General features: G+C 68.1%; 18 protein-coding genes. 14 read left to right on the forward strand and 4 right to left on the reverse strand.

All coding sequences use genetic code 11. The features are described 5' to 3' along the window. The first annotated feature begins 57 nt into the window (after positions 1–57). From OG871_RS23110 to OG871_RS23175, 14 genes are all read left to right on the forward strand, one after another. Positions 58–984: an ABC transporter permease gene (locus OG871_RS23110; RefSeq protein WP_371498888.1), complete on the forward strand. Its 927-nt coding sequence runs from the start codon at positions 58–60 to the stop codon at positions 982–984. Further along, positions 977–1,915: an ABC transporter permease gene (locus OG871_RS23115; RefSeq protein WP_371498889.1), complete on the forward strand. Its 939-nt coding sequence runs from the start codon at positions 977–979 to the stop codon at positions 1,913–1,915. Before OG871_RS23110 ends, OG871_RS23115 begins: the two co-directional genes overlap by 8 nt. A gap of 17 nt (positions 1,916–1,932) precedes the next feature. After that, positions 1,933–2,985 carry an ABC transporter ATP-binding protein gene (locus OG871_RS23120; protein WP_371498890.1) on the forward strand — a complete coding sequence of 351 codons (1,053 nt, stop codon included), beginning with the start codon at positions 1,933–1,935 and terminating at the stop codon, positions 2,983–2,985. Further along, entirely contained in the window at positions 2,978–4,000 is a 1,023-nt protein-coding gene (locus OG871_RS23125; protein ID WP_371498891.1) for an ABC transporter ATP-binding protein, read from the forward strand. Before OG871_RS23120 ends, OG871_RS23125 begins: the two co-directional genes overlap by 8 nt. Before the next feature lie 162 nt (positions 4,001–4,162). After that, on the forward strand, positions 4,163–5,788 hold the full coding sequence (locus tag OG871_RS23130; protein WP_371498892.1) for an ABC transporter substrate-binding protein: 1,626 nt from the start codon (positions 4,163–4,165) through the stop codon (positions 5,786–5,788). A 92-nt stretch (positions 5,789–5,880) separates the two neighbouring features. Next, complete coding sequence (locus OG871_RS23135; RefSeq protein WP_371498893.1) at positions 5,881–6,807, forward strand: ABC transporter permease; 927 nt, start codon at positions 5,881–5,883, stop codon at positions 6,805–6,807. Beyond that, positions 6,800–7,798, forward strand: coding sequence for an ABC transporter permease (locus tag OG871_RS23140; protein WP_371498894.1), 999 nt, complete (start codon positions 6,800–6,802; stop codon positions 7,796–7,798). The genes OG871_RS23135 and OG871_RS23140 overlap by 8 nt, the downstream gene beginning before the upstream one ends. 14 nt (positions 7,799–7,812) lie before the next feature. Further along, positions 7,813–8,865: an ABC transporter ATP-binding protein gene (locus OG871_RS23145; RefSeq protein WP_371498895.1), complete on the forward strand. Its 1,053-nt coding sequence runs from the start codon at positions 7,813–7,815 to the stop codon at positions 8,863–8,865. Further along, on the forward strand, positions 8,855–9,946 hold the full coding sequence (locus OG871_RS23150) for an ABC transporter ATP-binding protein (protein ID WP_371498896.1): 1,092 nt from the start codon (positions 8,855–8,857) through the stop codon (positions 9,944–9,946). Before OG871_RS23145 ends, OG871_RS23150 begins: the two co-directional genes overlap by 11 nt. A gap of 416 nt (positions 9,947–10,362) precedes the next feature. Continuing rightward, positions 10,363–12,021, forward strand: a complete 1,659-nt coding sequence (locus OG871_RS23155; RefSeq protein ID WP_371498897.1) for an ABC transporter substrate-binding protein — start codon at positions 10,363–10,365, stop codon at positions 12,019–12,021. Positions 12,022–12,190: 169 nt separating this feature from the next. After that, on the forward strand, positions 12,191–13,120 hold the full coding sequence (locus OG871_RS23160) for an ABC transporter permease (protein WP_371498898.1): 930 nt from the start codon (positions 12,191–12,193) through the stop codon (positions 13,118–13,120). 10 nt (positions 13,121–13,130) lie between these two features. After that, the gene (locus OG871_RS23165; RefSeq protein WP_371498899.1) at positions 13,131–14,057 is read left to right on the forward strand and encodes an ABC transporter permease; all 927 of its coding nucleotides are present in this window, start codon (positions 13,131–13,133) and stop codon (positions 14,055–14,057) included. A gap of 47 nt (positions 14,058–14,104) precedes the next feature. Further along, complete coding sequence (locus OG871_RS23170) at positions 14,105–15,160, forward strand: ABC transporter ATP-binding protein (protein WP_371498900.1); 1,056 nt, start codon at positions 14,105–14,107, stop codon at positions 15,158–15,160. Continuing rightward, on the forward strand, positions 15,153–16,169 hold the full coding sequence (locus OG871_RS23175; protein ID WP_371498901.1) for an ABC transporter ATP-binding protein: 1,017 nt from the start codon (positions 15,153–15,155) through the stop codon (positions 16,167–16,169). The genes OG871_RS23170 and OG871_RS23175 overlap by 8 nt, the downstream gene beginning before the upstream one ends. Before the next feature lie 217 nt (positions 16,170–16,386). On the opposite strand, the gene OG871_RS23180 is transcribed toward OG871_RS23175, so the two are convergent. The 4 genes from OG871_RS23180 to OG871_RS23195 all read right to left on the reverse strand — a co-directional run bounded on the left by OG871_RS23180 (position 16,387) and on the right by OG871_RS23195 (position 22,470). Next, positions 16,387–18,090 (reverse strand): ABC transporter family substrate-binding protein, encoded by a 1,704-nt coding sequence (locus tag OG871_RS23180; RefSeq protein WP_371498902.1) that lies wholly within the window; start codon positions 18,088–18,090, stop codon positions 16,387–16,389. A gap of 135 nt (positions 18,091–18,225) precedes the next feature. Then, complete coding sequence (locus OG871_RS23185) at positions 18,226–20,310, reverse strand: dipeptide ABC transporter ATP-binding protein (protein ID WP_371498903.1); 2,085 nt, start codon at positions 20,308–20,310, stop codon at positions 18,226–18,228. A 65-nt stretch (positions 20,311–20,375) separates the two neighbouring features. Next, positions 20,376–21,443: an ABC transporter permease gene (locus OG871_RS23190; protein WP_371498904.1), complete on the reverse strand. Its 1,068-nt coding sequence runs from the start codon at positions 21,441–21,443 to the stop codon at positions 20,376–20,378. A gap of 49 nt (positions 21,444–21,492) precedes the next feature. Continuing rightward, the gene (locus tag OG871_RS23195; protein WP_371498905.1) at positions 21,493–22,470 is read right to left on the reverse strand and encodes an ABC transporter permease; all 978 of its coding nucleotides are present in this window, start codon (positions 22,468–22,470) and stop codon (positions 21,493–21,495) included. Positions 22,471–22,906: the final 436 nt, after the last annotated feature.

Genomic DNA, 22,906 nt, shown 5'->3' on the forward strand with positions numbered 1-22,906 from the left:
CGCCATAGAACCTCTGTGACGGGATGACGGCCCGGCAGAGTATTGGATGGAGGCATGATGGGGCGCTTTGTCGCGAGGCGACTGCTCCAAATGATCCCGGTCTTCCTGGGTACGGTCACACTCATCTTCCTGATGACGCGTGCGCTCCCCGGAGACCCGGCCGCAGCGATGTGGGGCGACAAGGCGGCAGACCCGGCCCAGCTCGCCGCGTTCAGGCACAAGATGGGTCTCGACGTCCCGTGGTACGAGCAGTACTACAACTACATGGTCGACCTGTTCCAGGGTAAGTTCGGGACGACCATGTCCGGCCGCCCGGTGATCGAGGTGATCTCCGACGCCCTGCCGGTAACGGTGCGACTGGCCCTGCTGGCCTTCGCCATCGAGATCGTCCTGGGTGTGGCGATCGGCCTGTTCGCGGGTCTTCGCCGGGGCAAGGCGTTCGACAAGAGCACCCTCATCCTGACGCTGCTGCTGATCTCCATCCCGGTGCCGGTGCTGGGCTTCATCTTCCAGAACGTCTTCTCCACCCAGCTCGGCTGGGTGACGCCGACCGTCCAGGACTCCGAGAACCTCGGCCAGTTGGTGCTGCCCGCCATCGTGCTCGGCTCGCTCTCGCTGGCCTACGTCGCGAGGCTCACCCGCACCTCCATAGCCGAGAACATCAAGGCCGACTACATGCGCACCGCGGTGGCCAAGGGCCTGCCGAAGCGCCGCGTGATCGGCACGCACCTGCTGCGGAACTCGATGATCCCGGTGGTCACCTTCCTCGGTACCGACCTGGGCGCCCTGATGGGCGGAGCGATCGTCACCGAGGGCATCTTCAATGTCAAGGGCGTCGGCAACGCGCTGTACCACGCGATCAACCTCAACGAGGGCGCGACCGTGTCCGGGTTCGTGGTCGTCCTGGTGCTCATCTACCTCGCCGCCAGCCTGATCGTCGACCTGCTCTACGCGGTCCTGGACCCGAGGATCCGGTATGCCTGACCTGACCGACACCAAGACCGAGATCCCGGCGCAGCGCACGGCCGAGGTCCCTGCGCCCAAGCAGGAGAAGGCCCGCAGCCTCGGGCTGGACGCCTGGCACGACCTGCGCAAGCGGCCGATCTTCATCATCTCGGCGCTGCTCATCGTGCTGCTGATCGTGATCGCGATCGCCCCGGGCCTGTTCACCTCGGTGGACCCACGCGCCGGCGACCTGCGCACCCACTACCTGACGAAGCCGAACTACTCGCACCTCTTCCAGGCCGACTGGTTCGGATACGACGGCCAGGGCCGTTCGATCTACGCCCGGGTGATCTACGGTGCCCGCGCCTCGGTCGTGGTCGGCATCTGCGTGACGGCCGGTGTCACCATCCTTGGCGGGCTGGCGGGCATGTTCGCCGGCTACTTCGGCGGCTGGGTCGACACGATCATCTCCCGGGTCACCGACATGTTCTTCGGCATCCCGCTGCTGCTGGGCGCCCTGGTGGTGCTCAACGCCTTCACCACACGCACCGTCTGGAGCGTGGTCTTCGCCCTGGTCGCCCTCGGCTGGACCCAGATGACCCGCGTCATGCGCGGCTCGGTCATCACGGTGAAGCAGGCCGACTACGTGACCGCCGCCAAGGCGCTCGGCGCCGGCACCGGACGGATCATGCTCAAGCACATCCTGCCGAACGCGATCGCCCCGGTGATCGTGGTCGCGACCATCGCGCTGGGCGGCTACATCGCCACCGAGGCGACGCTGAGCTTCCTCGGCATCGGTCTGCAGGACCCGACCATCTCCTGGGGCATCGACATCAACTCGGCCCAGAAGGTGATCCGTACCGCCCCGTTCGCACTGTTCTTCCCCGCGGGCATGCTCAGCATCACGGTGCTGGCGTTCATCATGCTCGGCGACGCGGTGCGTGACGCCCTCGACCCCAAGCTGCGCTGAGAGAGGTGGCACGCACCATGACCACTGCGACCGAGAAGACCGCCGTGGCCCAGGACCGACTGGTCCCCGGCACCCCGCTGCTCGAAGTCCGCGACCTGCACGTCGAGTTCAAGACCCGCGACGGCGTCGCCAAGGCCGTCAACGGCGTGAACTACAGCGTCGCCGCCGGTGAGACGCTCGCCGTGCTCGGCGAGTCCGGCTCCGGCAAGTCCGTGACCGCCCAGACCATCATGGGCATCCTCGACATGCCCCCGGGCCGGATCTCCTCGGGCGAGATCCTCTTCCGGGGCCGGGACATGCTGAAGATGTCCAACGAGGAGCGCCGGAAGATCCGCGGCCGGAAGATCGCGATGATCTTCCAGGACGCGCTGTCCTCGCTGAACCCGGTGCTGAGCGTCGGCTACCAGCTGGGCGAGATGTTCCGGGTGCACCAGGGCGCCTCCCGCAAGGAGGCGAAGGCCAAGGCCATCGAGCTGATGGAGCGGGTGCGGATCCCCGCCGCCGCGCAGCGGGTGGGCGACTACCCGCACCAGTTCTCCGGCGGTATGCGTCAGCGCATCATGATCGCGATGGCGCTGGCGCTGGAGCCCGATCTGATCATCGCGGACGAGCCCACCACCGCGCTGGACGTCACCGTCCAGGCGCAGGTGATGGACCTGCTCGCCGAGCTGCAGGCCGAGTACCACATGGGCCTGATCCTGATCACCCACGACCTCGGCGTGGTCGCCGACGTCGCGGACAAGATCGCCGTGATGTACGCCGGCCGGATCGTCGAGACCGCCCCCGTCCACGAGCTCTACGCGAACCCGGCGCACCCCTACACCAAGGGCCTGCTCCGCTCGATCCCGCGCCTGGACCAGAAGGGCGAGGAGCTCTACGCGATCAAGGGCCTGCCGCCGAACCTGCTGAAGGTCCCGGCCGGTTGCGCCTTCAACCCGCGCTGCGACGCCGCCACCGACCTCTGCCGCACCGAGATCCCGGCGCTGCACCAGGTGCTCGACCAGGACGGCGGCGAGCTCGCCGGCCGCAAGAGCGCCTGCCACCTCTGGAAGGAGACCCTCCATGGCTGAGCCCATCCTGGAGGTCCGCGACCTGGTCAAGCACTACCCGCTCAGCCAGGGCATCCTCTTCAAGAAGCAGGTCGGCGCGGTCAAGGCCGTGGACGGCATCTCGTTCTCCCTCCAGAAGGGCGAGACGCTCGGCATCGTCGGCGAGTCGGGCTGCGGCAAGTCGACGCTGGCCAAGGTCCTGATGAACCTGGAGCGGGCCACCGCCGGCCAGGTGCTGTTCAAGGGCGAGGACATCTCCCGCCTCTCGGGCGCCGCGCTGAAGGCCGTGCGCCGCAACATCCAGATGGTGTTCCAGGACCCGTACACCTCGCTCAACCCGCGGATGACGGTCGGCGACATCATCGGCGAGCCGTACGAGATCCACCCGGAGGTGGCGCCCAAGGGCGACCGCCGCAAGGCCGTCCAGGACCTGCTGGACGTGGTGGGTCTCAACCCGGAGTACATTAACCGGTACCCGCACCAGTTCTCCGGCGGCCAGCGCCAGCGCATCGGCATCGCCCGCGGCCTCGCGCTCAAGCCCGAGGTCATCATCTGCGACGAGCCGGTCTCCGCGCTCGACGTGTCGGTGCAGGCGCAGGTGATCAACCTGCTGGAGCAGCTGCAGGGCGAGTTCAACCTGTCGTACATGTTCATCGCGCACGACCTCTCCATCGTCCGGCACATCTCCGACCGGGTCGGCGTGATGTACCTGGGCAAGATGGTCGAGATCGGCACCGACGAGCAGATCTACGAGCACGCCACCCACCCGTACACCCAGGCACTGCTGTCCGCGGTACCGGTGCCGGACCCGACCGGCCGCGAGTCCCGCGACCGGATCGTGCTCTCCGGGGACATCCCCTCGCCGGCGAACCCGCCGTCGGGCTGCCGCTTCCGCACCCGGTGCTGGAAGGCCGAGGAGCGCTGCGCGACCGAGGCGCCGCTGCTCGCCGTCCCGCAGGTGCTGAGCGGCCCGGCCGCGCACGACTCGGCCTGCCACTTCGCGGAGGTCCGCGAGGCTGCGACCACGGCGGCCTGACCGCCCGTCCGAAGGGCCCGCGGTGCGACACGCACCGCGGGCCCTTCGCCGTCTCCTGACGGACCATCGGGTGCACCCATCCGGTGGTACTGCGGTCGCGCCACCACGACCCGGCGACTCTCATGGGGTGTGATGCGTTCCACACCCCTAGGAGGATGCCCCATGCCCTCAGCCACCCGAGTGCGCCGGGCCGTCATCGGTGCGACATCCGTGGCCCTGGTGGCCACCGGCTGTGGCAGCAGCGGCAGTAGCGGCAGCGGCGGTTCGACCGATGCCGCCAAGACCTTCAGCTACCAGAGCAGTGAGCCGCAGAACCCGCTGCAGCCGGCCAACGCGAACGAGACCGGTGGCGGGCGCATCCTGCAGAACCTGTTCAAGGGCCTGGCCGACTACGACCCCAGCAACGCGCAGCTGCGGATGCAGGTCGCCGAGTCGATCGACACCAGCGACTCGCAGACCTTCAACGTGACGCTGAAGACGGGCTGGACCTTCCACGACGGCACGCCGGTGAAGGCCGCCAACTTCGTGAACGCCTGGAACTGGGCGGCGACCACCGCCAACAACCAGATCAACAGCTCCTGGTTCGCCGACATCCAGGGCTACCAGGACGTCCACCCGGCGAGCGGGGCGTCCACCGCGACCACGATGTCCGGCCTGACGGTGACCGACGACACCCACTTCACCATCAAGCTCAACGGCAAGGTCTCGTACTTCCCCTACAAGCTGGGGTACATCGCCTTCTCGCCGCTGCCGGACGCCTTCTTCAACGACCCGGCCGGGTACGGCCAGAAGCCGGTCGGCAACGGGCCCTACCAGTTCGTCAGCTGGGACCACAACACGCAGGTCGTGACGAAGTCGTACCCGGGCTACATGGGCGTGGACAAGCCGAAGAACGGCGGCGTGGTCTTCAAGATGTACACCACCGCCGAGGCCGCCTACGCGGACCTGCAGTCCAACAACCTGGACGTGATCGACCAGGTCCCGCCGTCGGCGCTGGCGACCTACAAGTCCGACCTCGGCGACCGGGCGATCGACTCCCCGCAGGGCGCGATCCAGAACATCGGCTTCACCCTGTACCAGCCCGAGTGGCAGGGCGCGAACACGGCGAAGGTCCGGCAGGGCCTGTCGATGGCGATCGACCGCAACACCATCACCAAGACCGTGCTGCAGGGCTCGCGCACGCCCGCCACCGCCTGGACGGCCGAGGGGGTCGAGGGCTACAAGTCCGGTACCTGCGGCAACTTCTGCAACTTCGACCCGGCCCAGGCCAAGCAGCTGATCACCGAGGGCGGCGGCGTTCCCGGGGGCAGCCTGAAGATCACCTACAACGCCGACGGCGGCCACAAGGAGTGGGTGGACGCGGTCTGCAACTCCATCCGGCAGAACACCGGGGTGGACTGCGTCGGCGACCCGAAGGCGGACTTCAAGACCGCCCGCGAGGCGATCACCGGGCACACCATCAACGGCGCCTTCCGCACCGGCTGGGTGCAGGACTACCCGCTGAACGCCAACTTCCTGGCCGACGTCTACAAGACCGGCGCGGCGGGCAACGACTTCGGCTACAGCAGCCCGCAGTTCGACCAGCTGGCCAACGAGGCCGACGCGGCGCCCAGCATCCAGGACTCCGCCACCGGCTACCAGAAGGCCGAGGCCGTCCTGGCCCAGGACTTCCCGGCGATTCCGCTCTGGTACTACCGGACCAACTCGGGCTACTCCACGAACGTCAAGAACGTCACGTTCGACTCCTTCGGCAACCCGGCCTGGACCCAGGTCGAGGTCAACGGCTGACACCGCCCGTCACCGGCCCCGCCCTCCCCGCACGGAGGGCGGGGCCCCGGTTCCACGGCTCCGGCTCCAGGGCCCCTTAGGAAGGAGGCACGATGGGCAGCTACATCCTCAGGCGTGTGCTGCAGATGATCCCGGTGTTCCTCGGCGCGACGTTTCTGATCTTCCTGATGGTCTACACCCTGCCGGGCGACCCGATCGCGGCCATGTACGGCGACAAGGCGGCCGACCCCGCGCAGGTGGCCAGTCTGCGGCACCGGTTCTACCTGGACCAGCCGCTGTGGAAGCAGTACCTGCACTACATGAACAACATCCTGCACCTCGACTTCGGCACCAGTTTCACCGGCCGCTCGGTCTCCAGCATCATGGCGGACGCCTTCCCGGTCACCATCCGGATGGCGCTCATCGCGTTCTTCTTCGAGATCGTGGTGGGCCTGCCGCTGGGCGTGCTCTCCGGCCTCAAGCGGGGCAGTGTGGCCGACACCCTGGTGCTGCTGCTCACCCTGCTGGTGATCTCCATCCCGGTCTTCGTGCTCGGTTACATCGCGCAGACGGTGTTCGCCACCAACCTCGGCTGGGTCACCCCGACCGTGCAGGACTCCACCGACATCACTCAACTGCTGCTGCCCGGCGCGGTGCTGGCCGCGCTGTCGCTCGCGTACGTGGCCCGGCTCACCCGGACCTCGATCGGTGAGAACCTCCGGGCCGACTACATCCGCACCGCCACCGCCAAGGGCCTGCCGCGGCGCACCGTCATCACCCGCCACCTGCTGCGCAACTCGCTGATCCCGGTGGTCACCTTCCTCGGGACCGACCTGGGGGCGCTGATGGGCGGGGCGATCGTCACCGAGGGCATCTTCAACGTCAAGGGCGTCGGCAACATCCTCTACCGCGCGATCGGGCAGAAGGAGGGGCCGACCGTGGTCGGCATCGTCACCGTCCTGGTCATCGTCTACCTGGTCGCCAGCCTGCTCGTCGACCTGCTCTACGCCGTCCTGGACCCGAGGATCCGCTATGCCTGACGTGCATGACGAGAACGACCCGAAACCCCTTCCTCCGCCGGGCAGCGGCCACCTCGACTACGTCGGCAACCAGGGCCTGCTGGTCGAGCAGGACACCCTGATCGAGCCCGACCCGGCCAAGCGGGAGGAGGCCCGCAGCCTCTGGGGCGACGCCTGGCGGGACCTGCGGCACCGCCCGATCTTCCTCGTCTCGGCGGCCCTGATCGTGCTGCTGGTGATCATCGCGATCTTCCCCGGCCTGTTCACCAACGCCAACCCCCGGCAGTCCAACCTGGTCCTCAACTACCTGCGGCGGCCCGACTGGACCGACTTCTTCGGGGCCGGCTGGTTCGGCTACGACGGTCAGGGCCGCTCGATCTACGCCCGGGTGCTGTACGGAGCCCGCGCGTCGATCACCGTCGGTATCTGCGTGACGCTCGCCGTGACCATCCTCGGCGGGCTGACCGGCATGATCGCCGGGTACTTCGGGGGCTGGGTCGACTCGGTGGTCTCCCGGATCATCGACATCTTCTTCGGCATCCCGCTGCTGCTCGGAGCCCTGGTGCTGCTCAACGCCTTCACCTACCGCAACGTGTGGACCGTCGTCCTGGCGCTGGCCTTCCTCGGCTGGACGCAGCTCGCCCGCGTCATGCGCGGTGCGGTGCTGACGGTCAAGCAGTCCGACTACGTGGTGGCCGGCAAGGCGCTCGGTGCGGGGACCCCCCGGCTGATGTTCCGGCACATCCTGCCGAACGCCGTCGCCCCGGTGATCGTGGTCGCGACCATCGCGCTGGGCGGCTACATCACGGCCGAGGCGACGCTGAGCTTCCTCGGCATCGGTCTGGAGGACCCGACCATCTCCTGGGGGGTGGACATCTCCTCGGCCCAGAAGGTGATCCGGACGGCCCCGTACGTGATGTTCTTCCCGGCCGCGGCCCTGAGCATCACCGTCCTGGCCTTCATCATGCTCGGCGACGCGGTGCGCGACGCCCTCGACCCGAAGCTGCGCTGAGCAAGGGGAGCCCTGTGAGTACTGCTGCCGACACCTCGAAGCCCGTCCGGGAGGAGCCCTACCAGGGGCCGCTGCTCGACGTCCGGGACCTGCACGTGGAGTTCAAGACCCGCGACGGCGTCGCCAAGGCCGTCAACGGGGTCAACTACCAGGTCGCCGCCGGTGAGACGCTGGCCGTGCTCGGCGAGTCGGGCTCCGGCAAGTCCGTCACCGCGCAGGCGATCATGGGCATCCTGGACATGCCGCCGGCCCGCATCCCCAAGGGGGAGATCCTCTACCGGGGCCGGGACATGCTGAAGATGTCCAAGGAGGAGCGGCGCAAGGTCCGCGGCCAGAAGATCGCGATGATCTTCCAGGACGCGCTCTCCTCGCTCAATCCGGTGATGACGGTCGGCTACCAGCTGGGCGAGATGTTCCGGGTGCACCAGGGCGCCTCCCGCAAGGAGGCGAAGGCCAAGGCCATCGAGCTGATGGACCGGGTGCGGATCCCCGCCGCCGCGGAGCGTATCGGTGACTACCCGCACCAGTTCTCCGGCGGTATGCGCCAGCGCATCATGATCGCGATGGCGCTGGCGCTGGAGCCCGATCTGATCATCGCGGACGAGCCCACCACCGCGCTGGACGTCACCGTCCAGGCGCAGGTGATGGACCTGCTCGCCGAGCTGCAGGCCGAGTACCACATGGGCCTGATCCTGATCACCCACGACCTCGGCGTGGTCGCCGACGTCGCGGACAAGATCGCCGTGATGTACGCCGGCCGGATCGTCGAGACCGCCCCCGTCCACGAGCTCTACGCGCGGCCCGCCCACCCGTACACCCGCGGCCTGCTCGACTCGATCCCGCGCCTGGACCAGAAGGGCGAGGAGCTCTACGCGATCAAGGGCCTGCCGCCCAACCTGCTGCGGATCCCGCCGGGTTGCGCCTTCAACCCGCGGTGCCCGCGGGCGCAGGAGATCTGCCGGCAGGAGGTGCCCCGGCTGTTCGACGTCACCGGGGAGGACGGTACGCCGGTGCCCGGGCGGGGCAGCGCCTGCTTCTACTGGAAGGAGACCCTCGATGACGTTTAGCGGAGCCAGCCCGATCGGTCCGGCGGCGGCGCCGGAGGAGGTCGCCTTCGTCCATCACGTGCCCAAGGGGGAGCCGATCCTGGAGGTGCGCGACCTGGTCAAGCACTTCCCGCTGACGAAGGGCGTCCTGTTCAAGAAGCACGTCGGGGCGGTCAAGGCGGTCGACGGGGTCTCCTTCGACCTGATGCAGGGCGAGACGCTGGGCATCGTGGGGGAGTCGGGCTGCGGCAAGTCGACGCTGGCCAAGGTGCTGATGAACCTGGAGCCGGCGACCGCGGGGTCCGTGCGGTACAAGGGGGAGGAGATCTCGCGGCTCAGCGGGGCCGGGCTGAAGGCCGTGCGCCGCAACATCCAGATGGTGTTCCAGGACCCGTACACCTCGCTCAACCCGCGGATGACGGTCGGCGACATCATCGGCGAGCCGTACGAGATCCACCCGGAGGTGGCGCCCAAGGGCGACCGCCGCAAGGCCGTCCAGGACCTGCTGGACGTGGTGGGTCTCAACCCGGAGTACATCAACCGGTACCCGCACCAGTTCTCCGGCGGCCAGCGCCAGCGCATCGGGATCGCCCGGGGCCTGGCGCTCAAGCCGGAGATCATCATCTGCGACGAGCCGGTCTCCGCGCTCGACGTGTCGGTGCAGGCGCAGGTGATCAACCTGCTGGAGCAGCTGCAGACCGAGTTCAACCTGTCGTACATGTTCATCGCGCACGACCTCTCCATCGTGCGGCACATCTCCGACCGGGTCGGCGTGATGTACCTGGGCCGGGTGGTGGAGATCGGCTCGGACGCCGAGATCTACGAGCACGCCACCCACCCGTACACCCAGGCGCTGCTGTCGGCGGTGCCGGTGCCCGACCCGAGGGCTCGGGAGTCCCGGGACCGGATCGTGCTGTCGGGCGACGTGCCCTCGCCGGCCAACCCGCCCTCCGGGTGCCGGTTCCGCACCCGCTGCTGGAAGGCCCAGGAGCGCTGCGCCGCCGAGGTGCCGGCGCTGGTCGCGCGGGAGTGGCTGCAGGGCCTGGCGTCCCACGACTCGGCCTGCCACTTCGCGGCCGAGCGGGAGGCCGAGAACGACTGACCCCGCCGGTACCGTCCGACCGACGGCCCGCCCCGTGCCCGGGGGGCGGGCCGTCGTCGTGCCCGGAGGGGCGGCAAAGTATCGGGTCAACGAATCGTCAACTCATTTTGCGTAAATCGGATGTGATCGTCCGGTATTCGGAGTTCAATCTGTGAAACTCCGTGAACGATATGCGAGAAATTGCGGGAGAATACATCGCCTTGGCAGGGCCATGTAACAGAAAAGAGATGTGCCAGCGATTCCGCCCGGGGGGAGGCGTGATCGATAGTTGCTCCACGCGAAACAGCGAGCGCGCTGTCAACTTGGTGGCGCCGACGCAGCGTTGACCTTCGGCTGCCTGGAACACCAGGAGGCGAAGGAGCTACTTCGTTCCCCGCCCTGACTCGAGAGGCAGTTGAATGAGGCTCACCAAGGCAATGCGATGGACAGTGGTGGCGGCATCCACCGTCCTGGCTGTGGCCGCCTGCAGCAACAACGGGAGCTCCGGTGACGGTGGCGCCAAGCCGACCCAGGCCAACAACGCGCCCGCCAAGGACGGCGGTACGTTCCGACTGGGCATTGTCGAGCCGACCGCGATCGACCCGTACAACACTCAGGAGTCCGAGGGAACCCTGGTCACCCAGGCCCTGTTCACCGGTCTGACCAGCGTCGACGCCGACGGCAAGCTCTCCAACGCGCTGGCCGAGAGCCGCACCCCGAACGACGACTGCAGCGCCTGGTCGTTCAAGATCAAGAGCGGTACCACCTTCAGCAACGGCGAGCCGGTGGACGCCGAGGCGTTCATCCGCGGCTGGACCCGCGCCGCCGCCAAGGACGCCGCCTCCGACGTCGCGTACCACATGGCCGAGATCGACGGCTTCGACAAGCTCCAGGACGGCTCCGCCACCACCTTCTCCGGCCTGTCCGCGCCCGACGCCACCACCCTCAACGTCAAACTCGCCATCAAGGACTGCGAGTTCGACCTGCGGACCTTCCACACCGTGTTCAGCCCGGTGACCAAGGACGCCGGCGCGGCCACCAACAAGACCTACAACGACCAGCCGATCGGCAACGGCCCGTTCAAGCTGGACGGCCCCTGGCAGCACAACAGCAAGATCACCCTGGTCCGCAACGACAGCTACGGGCTGACCAAGGCGCACGTCGACCGGGTCGAGATCTCCATCCTCAACTCGGCCAACGCCGACCAGCTGGAGTACCAGGGCTTCCAGGCCGGCCAGTTCGACTGGGCCCGGATGCCCACCGAGCAGCTCGGCGCGGCCAAGGCGGTCTACGAGTCCAAGGGCGAGTTCCTGAACTGGGACGCCAACGGCATGAACTACATCCTGCCGATCACCTTCAACGGCCCGCTGAAGAGCAAGGAGGCCCGCGAGGCGGTCTCCTACGCGATCGACCGGGACGCCATCGTCAGCGGTGTGTTCAAGGGCTTCCGCAACAAGGCCACCACGCTCGTCCCGCCGGCGTTCAAGGACGCCTACCAGCCGGGCGTCTGCGCCAGCTGCGGCAAGCAGGACAAGGACAAGGCCAAGGAGCTCGCGGCCAAGGCCGGCCTGACCCCCGGCACCAAGCTGTACTTCGGCTACAACACCGGCGGCGGCCACGACGCCTGGGTCCAGGCCGTGGCGCAGCAGCTGAAGGAGGTCCTCGGCCTGGACGTCCAGATCGACGGCATCCCGTTCAAGGAGCTGCTGAAGAAGGAGCAGGGCCCGGAGGCCACCGGCCTGTACCGCGCGGCGTGGGGCGCCGACTACCCGACCCCCGGCAACTTCCTGAACCCGCTGCTGTCCACCTCGGCGATCAACGAGGACCCGGCCACCCACAACGTCCAGGGCGACAACCGCGGCCGCTACAGCAACCCGGCCTTCGACGCCCTGCTGGCGAAGGCCACCGGCTCCAAGGACCAGGCCGAGCGCAACAAGCTCTACCAGCAGGCCGAGAAGCTCGCGATCGGTGAGGACCTGGCGCTGATCCCGCTGTGGAACCGCACCCAGCAGCGGGTGGCCAACACCGACAAGTGGGTCAACCTGTCCTACGACTTCAACGAGAACCCGACCCTGTCGAAGGTCTCGCAGAAGTAACCGGCCCTTCGCACCAGGCGCAGCCCGTTCCTCGATCCGTACGGAAATCCCACCGCCGTCGGCCCTGCCTCGACCAGGCAGGGCCGTCGGTCCACCGTGCCCGCCCGACCCGGCGGAGCGCAGGGGTGGGCGACGCCTATCTGCCGCAACCACACAGAGAGGCAATTCCATGGGCAGATATCTCCTGCGAAGGCTCGGCCAGATGGTGTTCGTGCTGCTCGGCGCGACGCTGATCCTGTTCGCCTGCCTGTTCGTCATCCCCGGGGACCCGGTCGGATCGCTGGGCGGCAGCGAGCGCGCCCGCGACCCCGCCGTGGTCAAGCAGCTGCGTGAGCAGTACGGGCTCGACAAGCCGCTGATCGTCCAGTACGGCACGTACGTGGGCAAGCTGGTCCAGGGCGACATGGGCGAGGACTACACCCAGCGCCGTCAGGTCTCCGAGATCCTGATGCCCAAGCTGGTCAACACCTCCAAGCTCGCGGTCGCCGCGATGGCCATCGACGTCCTGCTGGGCGCGGCCGTCGGAACGCTCGCGGCGCTCAAGCGGTACTCGTTCCTGGACACCGTCGTCACGCTGGTCACCACCCTGCTGGTCGGGTTCCCGACCTTCGTGATCGGCATGCTGATGCTCAACCTCTTCGCCGTGCAGCTCAAATGGGTGCCGGTGATCGGTGATCCGAGCGATCCCGTCCAGCTGATCCTGCCCTCCGTGACGCTGGCCATCATCGACGCGGCCCTGGTCGCCCGGCTGATGCGCGGCACCATGCTGGAGGTCCTGCGGGCCGACTACGTCAAGACGGCGATCGCCAAGGGCGTCCCCAAGCGGCAGGTGCTGCTCAAGCACGTGATGCGCAACTCGGTGATCCCGGTGGTCACGTACATCGGCATCTCGTTCGGCGGCCTGATGGGCGGCGCGATCATCACCGAGACCATCTTCAACTGGGACGGCGTCGGCATGGCGATGTCCACCGCGATCCAGCAGCAGAACAACCCGATCGTGGTGGCGGTGGCCACCTGGACGGTGGCGATCTTCGTGCTGCTCAACCTGCTGGTGGACCTGCTGTACGCGATGCTCGACCCCCGCATCAGGCTGAGCTGAGGGCGCCAACATGACTGACGAGACAACAACCGCCGAGCTGAAGAAGGACGTTCCCGCGCAGCGCGGCTCCACCGAGGGCGCCGAGCCGGCCGTCAAGGTGGTCAAGGAGTGGCAGGAGATCTGGCACCGCTTCGCCGCCAACCGGCTCGCCCTGGTCGGGCTGGTGCTGGTGGTGGGCCTGCTGGTCACCGCGGCCTTCGCCCCCTGGATCGCACCGTACGACCCGCTCAAGCAGAACCTCATGAACACCCTCCAGCAGCCCACCGCCGAGCACCTGTTCGGCACCGACATCCTCGGCCGCGACCAGCTGTCCCGGGTCATCTACGGGGCCCGGATCGCGGTCTTCGTGGGTCTGGTGTCGATCATCCTGACCCTGGTGATCGGCATCGTGCTGGGCGCGATAGCCGGCTACTTCGGCCGGTTCTACGACACGCTGGTGATGCGGACCGCGGACGTCTTCTTCGCCTTCCCGCTGCTGATCGGCTCGATCATCATCATCACCGTCACCGGGCGCGGCGTCTGGCCGGTGGTGCTGTCACTGGCGATCTTCGGATGGGCCACCGTCGCGCGCCTGCTGCGCAGTTCGGTGCTGTCCGCCCGGGAGATGGACTACGTGCACGCGGCCCGCGCGCTGGGCGCCGGGCACCTGCGGGTGATCATGCGGCACATCCTGCCCAACTCGATCGCGCCGGTGATCATCTTCGGCACCTTCAACGTCGGACTCGCGGTGGTCGCCGAGGCCGCGCTGTCCTACCTCGGTGTGGGCGTCAGCCCCGAGGTCCCCGAGTGGGGCAACATGCTCGCCTCGGGCCGGGGCTTCATCGGCGTGTACGACTACATGTGGACCCTGCCCTCGCTCGCGGTGGTGCTCACCTCGCTGGGCTTCATCTTCGTCGGCGACGGGGTCCGCGACGCTCTCGACCCGAAGCTGCGGTGAGCGACATGACGAGCACGGACGCGACGCGGAGCGGGAGCGGCAAAGCGATGGACAAGGCAGTACAGGACGGCCCGGCCGTGGAACTGCGGCAGGACGGCGCCGAGCCGGCCCTGCTCCAGGTCGACGACCTGCAGGTCGAGTTCGTGACCCGGGACGGCATCGCCCGGGCGGTGAACGGCGTCAGCTACAGCGTCGGCGCGGGGGAGACCCTGGCGGTGCTGGGCGAGTCCGGATCGGGCAAGTCGGTGACCGCACAGGCGATCATGGGCATCCTGGACACCCCGCCCGGCCGGATCAGCGGCGGCCGGGTGCTCTACAAGGGTGAGGACCTGCTCACCATGCCGGAGGAACGGCGCCGGTCGATCCGCGGCCGGAAGATCGCGATGATCTTCCAGGACGCGCTGTCGGCGCTCAACCCCGTCTTCTCGGTGGGCTGGCAGCTCGGTGAGGTCTTCCGGGTGCACGAGGGGATGTCCAAGAAGGACTCCCTGGCCAAGGCCGTGGAGCTGATGGACCGGGTGCGGATCCCGGCCGCCAGGCAGCGGGTCACCGACTACCCGCACCAGTTCTCCGGCGGTATGCGTCAGCGCATCATGATCGCGATGGCGCTGGCCCTGGGACCCGACCTGATCATCGCGGACGAGCCCACCACCGCGCTGGACGTCACCGTCCAGGCGCAGGTGATGGACCTGCTCGCCGAGCTGCAGGCCGAGTACCGGATGGGCCTGATCCTGATCACCCACGACCTCGGCGTGGTCGCCGACGTCGCGGACAAGATCGCCGTGATGTACGCCGGCCGGATCGTCGAGACCGCCCCCGTCCACGAGCTCTACGGCAACCCGGCGCACCCCTACACCAAGGGCCTGCTCCGCTCCATCCCGCGGCTGGACCAGAAGGGCCAGGACCTGTACGCCATCCAGGGCCTGCCCCCGAGCCTGCTGCACCTGCCGACGGGCTGCTCCTTCAACCCGCGCTGCGAGCAGGCCACCGACCTCTGCCGGAGCGACCGGCCGCTGCTGCAGCCCGTACTGGACGAGGACGGCGGCGAGCTCGCGGGCCGCCGCAGCGCCTGCCACTTCTGGAAGGAGACCCTCCGTGGCTGAGCCCATTCTGGAGGTCCGGAACCTGGTCAAGCACTTCCCGCTGACCCAGGGGATCCTCTTCAAGCGGAAGATCGGCGCGGTGCAGGCGGTCGACGGCGTGACCCTCACCCTGCACAAGGGCGAGACGCTGGGCATCGTCGGCGAGTCGGGCTGCGGCAAGTCGACGCTGGCCAAGGTGCTGATGAACCTGGAGCGGGCCACCGCCGGCGAGGTGCTGTTCAAGGGCGAGGACATCAGCCGGCTGAGCGGCCGTGCGCTGCGGGCCGTGCGCCGCAACATCCAGATGGTGTTCCAGGACCCGTACACCTCGCTCAACCCGCGGATGACGGTCGGCGACATCATCGGTGAGCCGTACGAGATCCATCCGGAGGTGGCGCCCAAGGGCGACCGCCGCAAGGCCGTCCAGGACCTGCTGGACGTGGTGGGTCTGAACCCGGAGTACATCAACCGGTACCCGCACCAGTTCTCCGGCGGGCAGCGCCAGCGCATCGGCATCGCCCGCGGCCTCGCGCTCAAGCCGGAGATCATCATCTGCGACGAGCCGGTCTCCGCGCTCGACGTGTCGGTGCAGGCGCAGGTGATCAACCTGCTGGACCAGCTGCAGACCGAGTTCGACCTGTCGTACATGTTCATCGCGCACGACCTCTCCATCGTCCGGCACATCTCCGACCGGGTCGGCGTGATGTACCTGGGCAAGATGGTCGAGATCGGCACCGAGGAGCAGATCTACGAGCACGCCACCCACCCGTACACCCAGGCACTGCTGTCCGCGGTGCCGGTGCCCGACCCGACCGGCCGCGAGTCCCGGGACCGGATCGTGCTGGTGGGCGACGTGCCCTCGCCGGCCAACCCGCCCTCCGGGTGCCGGTTCCGCACCCGGTGCTGGAAGGCCGAGGAGCGCTGCGCGACCGAGGCGCCGCTGCTCGCCGTCCCGCAGGTGCTGAGCGGCCCGGCCGCGCACGACTCGGCCTGCCACTTCGCCGAGGTGCGGCAGCCGACGGCGGCCTGAGCGGCCGCCTGAGACGCACGGAGGGCGGGCCCCGGGGAACACTTCCCCGGGGCCCGCCCTTTCGGCGTGCTGGGCGGCCTGTGGGCCCGGCGCGCAGGCCTCGGGAGGAAGGCGGCGGCGCGGGCCTCTCGGAACGGCGGACGGGGCGGGCGCCGGGGAGGTCTCCCCGGGGCCCGCCCCGTCAGGTACCGATCGGTGGATCAGTGCCGAGCAGGTGTCACTTGGTGAAGCCGATGTTCTCGTAGATGTAGTCCGAGAGGCCCGGGGCGCCGAGGTTGGCGACGTTCTTCTTCACACCGTAGATCGCGGGACGCTGGTACAGGGTGACCAGGGCGGCGACCTTCCAGGCCTCCGCGTCGGCCTTGTTGATCGCGGCGGTCGCGGCGTCGGTGGTCTGGGCCTTGCCGGCGTCCTCCATCGCCTTGTCCAGCTCGGGGCTGCCGACCTGGCTGTAGTTGGAGGCGCCGTCGCTCTTGAAGTTACCGGTCGAGGAGCTGGCCGGGAACGGGGTGCCGATGAGCGAGAAGGCGGTCATGTCGAAGTCGAACTTGTAGATGTACTTGTCGAAGAACTCGTTCGACGGGGCGGTGAAGATGGTCACCTTGATGCCGACCTGCTGCAGCATCTGGGTGAGCATCGAGCCCTCGTTGGTGGCCACGGTCACGCCCGCCGGGATGACGAACTTGAGCGCGAGCTCCTTGCCGTCCTTCTTGCGGACGTCGCCCTCGAGCTTCCAGCCCGCCTCGTCCAGCATCTTCTTGGCAGCCTCGGGGTCGAACTTGCTCAGACCGTCCGAGTTGTCCTTGTAACCGTTCTGGTTCGGCACCAGGAAGTGGTTGTTCATCGCCGCGGCCGGCCAGCCGAGACCGTTCAGGTCCGACTTGGCGATGGTCTCGCGGTCGATCGCCTTGAAGATGGCCTGACGGACCTTGGCGTCGGTCAGCATCGGGGACTTGCCGTTGAGCATGAAGTGGCGGAAGTTCGGGCCGCCGGCCTCGCGGACCTCGCCGTCCGGGGTCGCCTGGATCTGCTTGAAGCCGGAGGCGTCCGGGCCGTTGTTGTAGAAGTCGATCTCACCGTTCTGGAACGCCTGCGGCATGGTGTTGGTGTCCATGGCCTTGTAGACGATCTTCTCCAGCAGCGGCTTCTGGCCCCACCAGTTGGGGTCGGCCACCACGGTGACGGTCTTCGCGGTCTGGTCGATCTTGTCCAGCTTGAACGGACCGGCGGTGACCGGGATCTTGTCCGCGTAGGCCGTGTTGAACAGCTCCGGGGTGGCGACCTGGCTGGCCGGGAAGAGCGGCGCGTTGGCGGCGTTGTTGAACAGCGCCTGCCACTCCGAGAACGGAGCCTTGAAGGTCATGACCGCCTGGTAGTCGTCAGCACCCTTGACGACGCTCTCGACCTGGTCGAAACCGGTGGTCGAGGTGGCCTTGAAGTCGGGGTTGCTGCCGTTCTGGGCCTTCCAGTTGGCCTCGATGTCCTTCCAGGTGATCGCGGCGCCGTCGGACCACTTCGCCTTCGGGTTGAGGGTCCAGGTGACGACCTGCTTGCCGTCCTTGGTCTCCGCCTTGGCGTCGAGCAGGTAGTCCTTGTTCACGGTCTGGACGCCACCGGCGTCGGAACGCCAGAAGGTCGGCATGAGCGCCTTCATGACATCCGTCGTGGAGACCTCGTTGCCGTCGGCCTCCAGCGGGCTCCACTGCGAGGAGAGCTGGTCGATCGCCCAGTTGAGGGTGCCGCCCTGCTTCAGGTCCGCGCGGTCCTTCTCGTTGATGGCCCGCTGGGTCATCTTCGGGGCCTCGGACTTGGCGGGAGCGGCGTCCCCGCCACCCGACTTGCTGCTGGAGCAGGCCGTGAGGGAGAGCGAGGCGGCGGCGATGGTGGCGACCAGCGCGACCGGGATCCGGGTGTGCTTCAAGGGAATTCCCCCTGTGGTAACGGAACGGGTGAGTAAAGCCCAGCGGGGCCGCCGGAGCGGATGGTGCTGGAGGGTTGGCAATGCGGCCGTGCGGTGGGGCGGGAAGCGCCTGTCAAGCGGCGCAGCTCGTGGGGGTCAGATCACTTCGAGGGCGGCCGCGTAGTGGCAGGCGGCCACGTGGTCCGTGGCCAGGCTGCTGTTCGCGGGGTCCTCGTCGCGGCAGCGCTGCTGCTCGCCCTCGGAGAGGGTCAGGTACTTCGGGCAGCGGTTGCGGAACCGGCATCCGCTCGGCACGTTGGCCGGGCTGGGCAGGTCACCGGTGAGCAGGATCCTGGTCCGCTCGCGCTCCCGGCGCGGGTCCGGGAGCGGTACGGCGGACAGCAGGGCCTGGGTGTAGGGGTGGGACGGCGCGTCGAAGATCGACTCGGAGTCACCGAGCTCGACGATCCGGCCCAGGTACATCACGGCGATCCGGTCGGCGATGTGCCGGACCACCGAGAGGTCGTGGGCGACGAAGAGGTAGCTCAGGCCGAGCTTGGCCTTGAGCTCGTCGAGCAGGTTGAGCACGCCGGCCTGGATGGAGACGTCCAGGGCCGAGACCGGCTCGTCCAGGATGACCAGCTTGGGCTCCAGGGCGAGCGCGCGGGCGATCGAGATGCGCTGGCGCTGGCCGCCGGAGAACTCCTGCGGGTAGCGGTCGGCGTGGTCGGGGTTGAGGCCGACCATCTCCAGCAGCTCGGGCACCCGGGCGGCGATCCGGTCCTTGGCCCAGCCGTGGGTCTTGAGCGGCTCGGCCAGGATGTCGCCGATCGGCATCCGGGCGTCCAGCGCCGCCATCGGGTCCTGGAAGACGATCTGCATGTCCCGGCGCAGCGACTTGCGGTCGGCGCGGCCGAGGCCCCGGACGTCCTTGCCGAACACCGTGACGGTGCCGGCCTGGCCGCTGGGCAGGTCCAGGATCTCCAGCAGGGTGGTGGTCTTGCCGCAGCCGGACTCGCCGACCAGGCCGAGCGTCTCGCCCTCGCGGATGTCCAGCGTGATGCCGTCCACCGCCTTGACCACGCCGACCTTGCGCTTGATCACGGCGCCCTGGGTAAGCGGGAAGTGCTTGGTCAGCCCGTCGAGTTCGAGGACCTTCGGGCGCTCCTCGCGCGGCAGCCGCGCCGCCGCGACCGGCGCCGGGATCTCCGGCACCGGGTAGATGGTGGCCGGGTCGAGCGAACCGGCCAGCTCGTGGCTGCGGTGGCAGGCGGTCGGGTGGGTGTTGCCCTCCTTGATCGAGAGCATCGGCTCGACCTCGCGGCAGCGCTCGATCGCGATCGGGCAGCGGGCGGCGAAGGGGCAGCCCTGCGGCAGCTCGACCATCGACGGCGGGGTGCCCTCGATCGGGGTGAGCGCCCTGCGCTCGGTGTTGTCCAGCCGGGGGATCGAGCCCAGCAGGCCGATGGTGTACGGCATCCGCGGGGCGTAGTACACCTCGTCGACCGCGCCGGACTCGACCGGCTTGCCGGCGTACATCACCTGGACGCGGTCGGCGAAGCCGGCGATCACGCCGAGGTCGTGAGTGATCATCACGATGGCGGCGCCGGTGACGTCCTGAGCCTTCTTCAGCACCTCGAGGACCTGCGCCTGGATGGTGACGTCCAGGGCGGTGGTCGGCTCGTCGGCGATGATCACCTTGGGGTCGTTGGCGATCGTCATGGCGATCATCGCGCGCTGGCGCATACCGCCGGAGAACTCGTGCGGGAAGTTGTCCACCCGGCGCCTCGGGTCCGGGATGCCGACCACGTCGAGCAGTTCGATCGCCCGGGTGCGGGCCTGCTCCTTGGTCATGTCCTGGTGGATCCGCAGCGCCTCGATGATCTGGGTGCCGATCGAGTAGACCGGGGTGAGCGCGGACAGCGGGTCCTGGAAGACCATGCCGATGTCCTTGCCGCGGATCTTCGACAGCTCGTTGTCGGAGAGGCCGAGCAGCTCGCGGCCGTTCAGCTTGATCGAGCCGGAGACCTCGGCGCTCTCGGGCAGCAGGCCCAGCACCGCCATCGAGGAGACCGACTTGCCGGAGCCGGACTCACCCACGATGCCGAGCACCTCGCCCGGGCGGACGGCGTACGAGACACCGCGCACCGCGCGCACCTCGCCGGCCTCGCTGGGGAAGGAGACGTGAAGGTCCGTCACTTCGAGAACGGGCTGAGACTTGTCCAGCCGGGTGTCGGTCACCGGTCGGAGTCCTTCCTTGGTACGGGGGCTGCTGGCCGCGGGCTGCGAAGGGGTGGTCGCGGCGGTCATGAGGCGGTCAGCACGTCGGTGGCGTTGCTCGGGCTCGGGTCGACCTTGTTGGTGAGGAGCTGGTTGATCACCTTGGTGCGCTTGCCCTTGGACTTGGCGCCCGAGGAGTTCGGGTCGAAGGCGTCGCGCAGACCGTCACCGATGAAGGAGACGGCGACACCGATCAGCACCAGGCAGCCGGCCGGGAAGTAGAACAGCCACTGGAAGGTCGGGGCGTTGGTGGTGTTCTCGGCGATGATCGTGCCGAGCGAGACGTCCGGGGCCTGGACGCCGAAGCCGAAGAAGGACAGGCCGCTCTCGCCGATGACCGCCGCGCCGATCTGGATCACGGTGTCGATGATCAGCAGCGAGGCCATGTTCGGCAGGATGTGCCGGAAGATGATCACCGGGCCGGGCACGCCCATGTACTTGGCGGCCTTGACGAACTCGCGGTCCTTGAGCGTCATCGTCATGCTGCGGACCACCCGGGCGGTGATCATCCAGCTGAAGGCCGCCAGCAGGACGACGAAGATCAGCCAGCTGGTGTTGCGGAACAGTGGGGAGAGCACCGCGATGATCAGGAAGCTGGGCAGCACCAGCAGCAGGTCGACGCCCCAGGTCAGGGTCTTGTCCATCCAGCTGCCGTAGTAGGCGGCGAAGGCGCCCACGACGGCGGCGACGAGGGTGCTGATGACGCCGACCAGCAGACCGATCACCAGGGACTTCTGCAGACCGCGCATGGTCAGCGCGAACAGGTCCTGGCCGCCCTGGTTGGTACCCCACCAGTGGTCCGCGCTGGGCGGCTGGGTGAAGGCCATGTAGTCGTGGAACTTGTAGTCGTACTTGCTGAACATCGGGCCGACGTAAGCGGCGAGGAACAGCAGGACGATGATGCCGACCCCGACCAGGGCCAGCCGGTTGCGGGTGAAGCGGCGGAGGGTCAGCCGGCCGCGGCTGGTCCGCTTGGCGGCGGGCTTGGCGGCCTTCGACTGCGGCGGGACACCGGCCGTGGCGGTGGCCAGGGCGGTGACCGCTTCGCCGCCGGCGGCGGAGGTGTTCGACGGGGCGGGCTGGTTGGCGCTCATTGCTCTCTCCTCTACGGGTGTTTCGGTGCTCGGTCGGGGGGACGGTGCGTCAGCGCACCCGAACCCGAGGATCGAGCGCCGCGTAGAGCAGGTCGGACAGCAGACCGGCGATCAGGACCAGGACCGCGGTGAACAGGGCGACCGCGGCGGTCGAGTTCACGTCGTTACGGGTGATCGAGTTGATCAGCAGTTCACCCATGCCGTGCCACCCGAAGGTCTTCTCGGTGAAGGTGGCACCCACGAACAGCAGCACGATGTTGAAGACCAGCAGCGGGACGACCGGCAGGATCGCGGTCCGCAGACCGTGCTTGACCAGCGCCGCGCGCCGCTTCAGGCCCTTGGCCCGGGCGGTCCGCAGGAAGTCGCTGCCGAGCACGTCGAGCATCGTGCTGCGCTGGTAGCGGCTGTAGAGGGCGATCTGAATGAGGATCAGGGTCAGGCCGGGCAGCAGCATGTGCTCGGCCCGGTTGCCCAGCGCGGCGAAGTCCCAGCGCCCGGCGAACTCGGGATCGGTCTCGCCGGTGAAGTGGATGGTGCCCGCACCCAGGAACTTCATCGTGAGCAGCTTGAGGAACAGGCCGAGTACGAAGGTCGGCATCGCCAGGATGAAGAACGACGCCAGGGTCGAGGCCCGGTCGAAGAACTTGTACTGCTTGATCGCGCCCAGCGTGCCGAGGGCGACGCCGCCGACCGAGCCGATCAGGGTCGCCAGCAGGAGCAGGCGGGTCGAGACGCCGATCCGGCGGCCCACCTCGTCGTTGACGGGCGAACCGTCGATGCTCTTGCCGAGGTCGCCGTGGGCCACCCCGTTCGCCCAGGTGGCGAAGCGGCTGACGATCGGCGTGTCGGGGTTCATGTTGACGTCGTCGAGCGTCTTGCTGATGGTGCTCTTCGCCAGCGGCGGGTTCCGGCCCTCGTAGTTCGCCTGCGGGTGCAGGCTGAGGCCGGCGATGAAATAGGAGAGAGATGCAGCAAGCGTGACCAGAATCAGATAATTGGCCAGCTTGCGCAGCATATAGCGACCCAAGGTGGTTCTCTCCCTCGTGCGGACCCGCGCTCACCGACGGAACAAGGCCCCGTCTGCGCGATCCGTGAGGATGGCGGCCGCTGCACAGAGTGCCTTGGGGCGTCTCGAATGTCGGACGTTTGGTCAGAAAGTCGGTCGCCGCTGTGGAACGGCTCGCTGCCACATCTTGCTGACCTGGTGAAGACTTGTCGACTGGCGTCGGATCAAAGATTGGTAACGCCGGATCCAATCCTTGAGGCGGAGACCGGTTTTGACCATGGGTTCTTCGGCATGACCCGCAGGCCACAAGGGGTTTTCCAGGTCTGCACCGCCCCGGAACGTACGGTTCCGCTGGCGTGCGACACTTGGGCGCGTATGTCCGGTTATATACCGCCAATGGCGAGGATTCGCCAGCGAATGACCGCTGGTGGGCGGCTTGATTGACCGTTGAACGGCA

The organism is Kitasatospora sp. NBC_00374, assembly GCF_041434935.1.
Lineage (GTDB): Bacteria > Actinomycetota > Actinomycetes > Streptomycetales > Streptomycetaceae > Kitasatospora.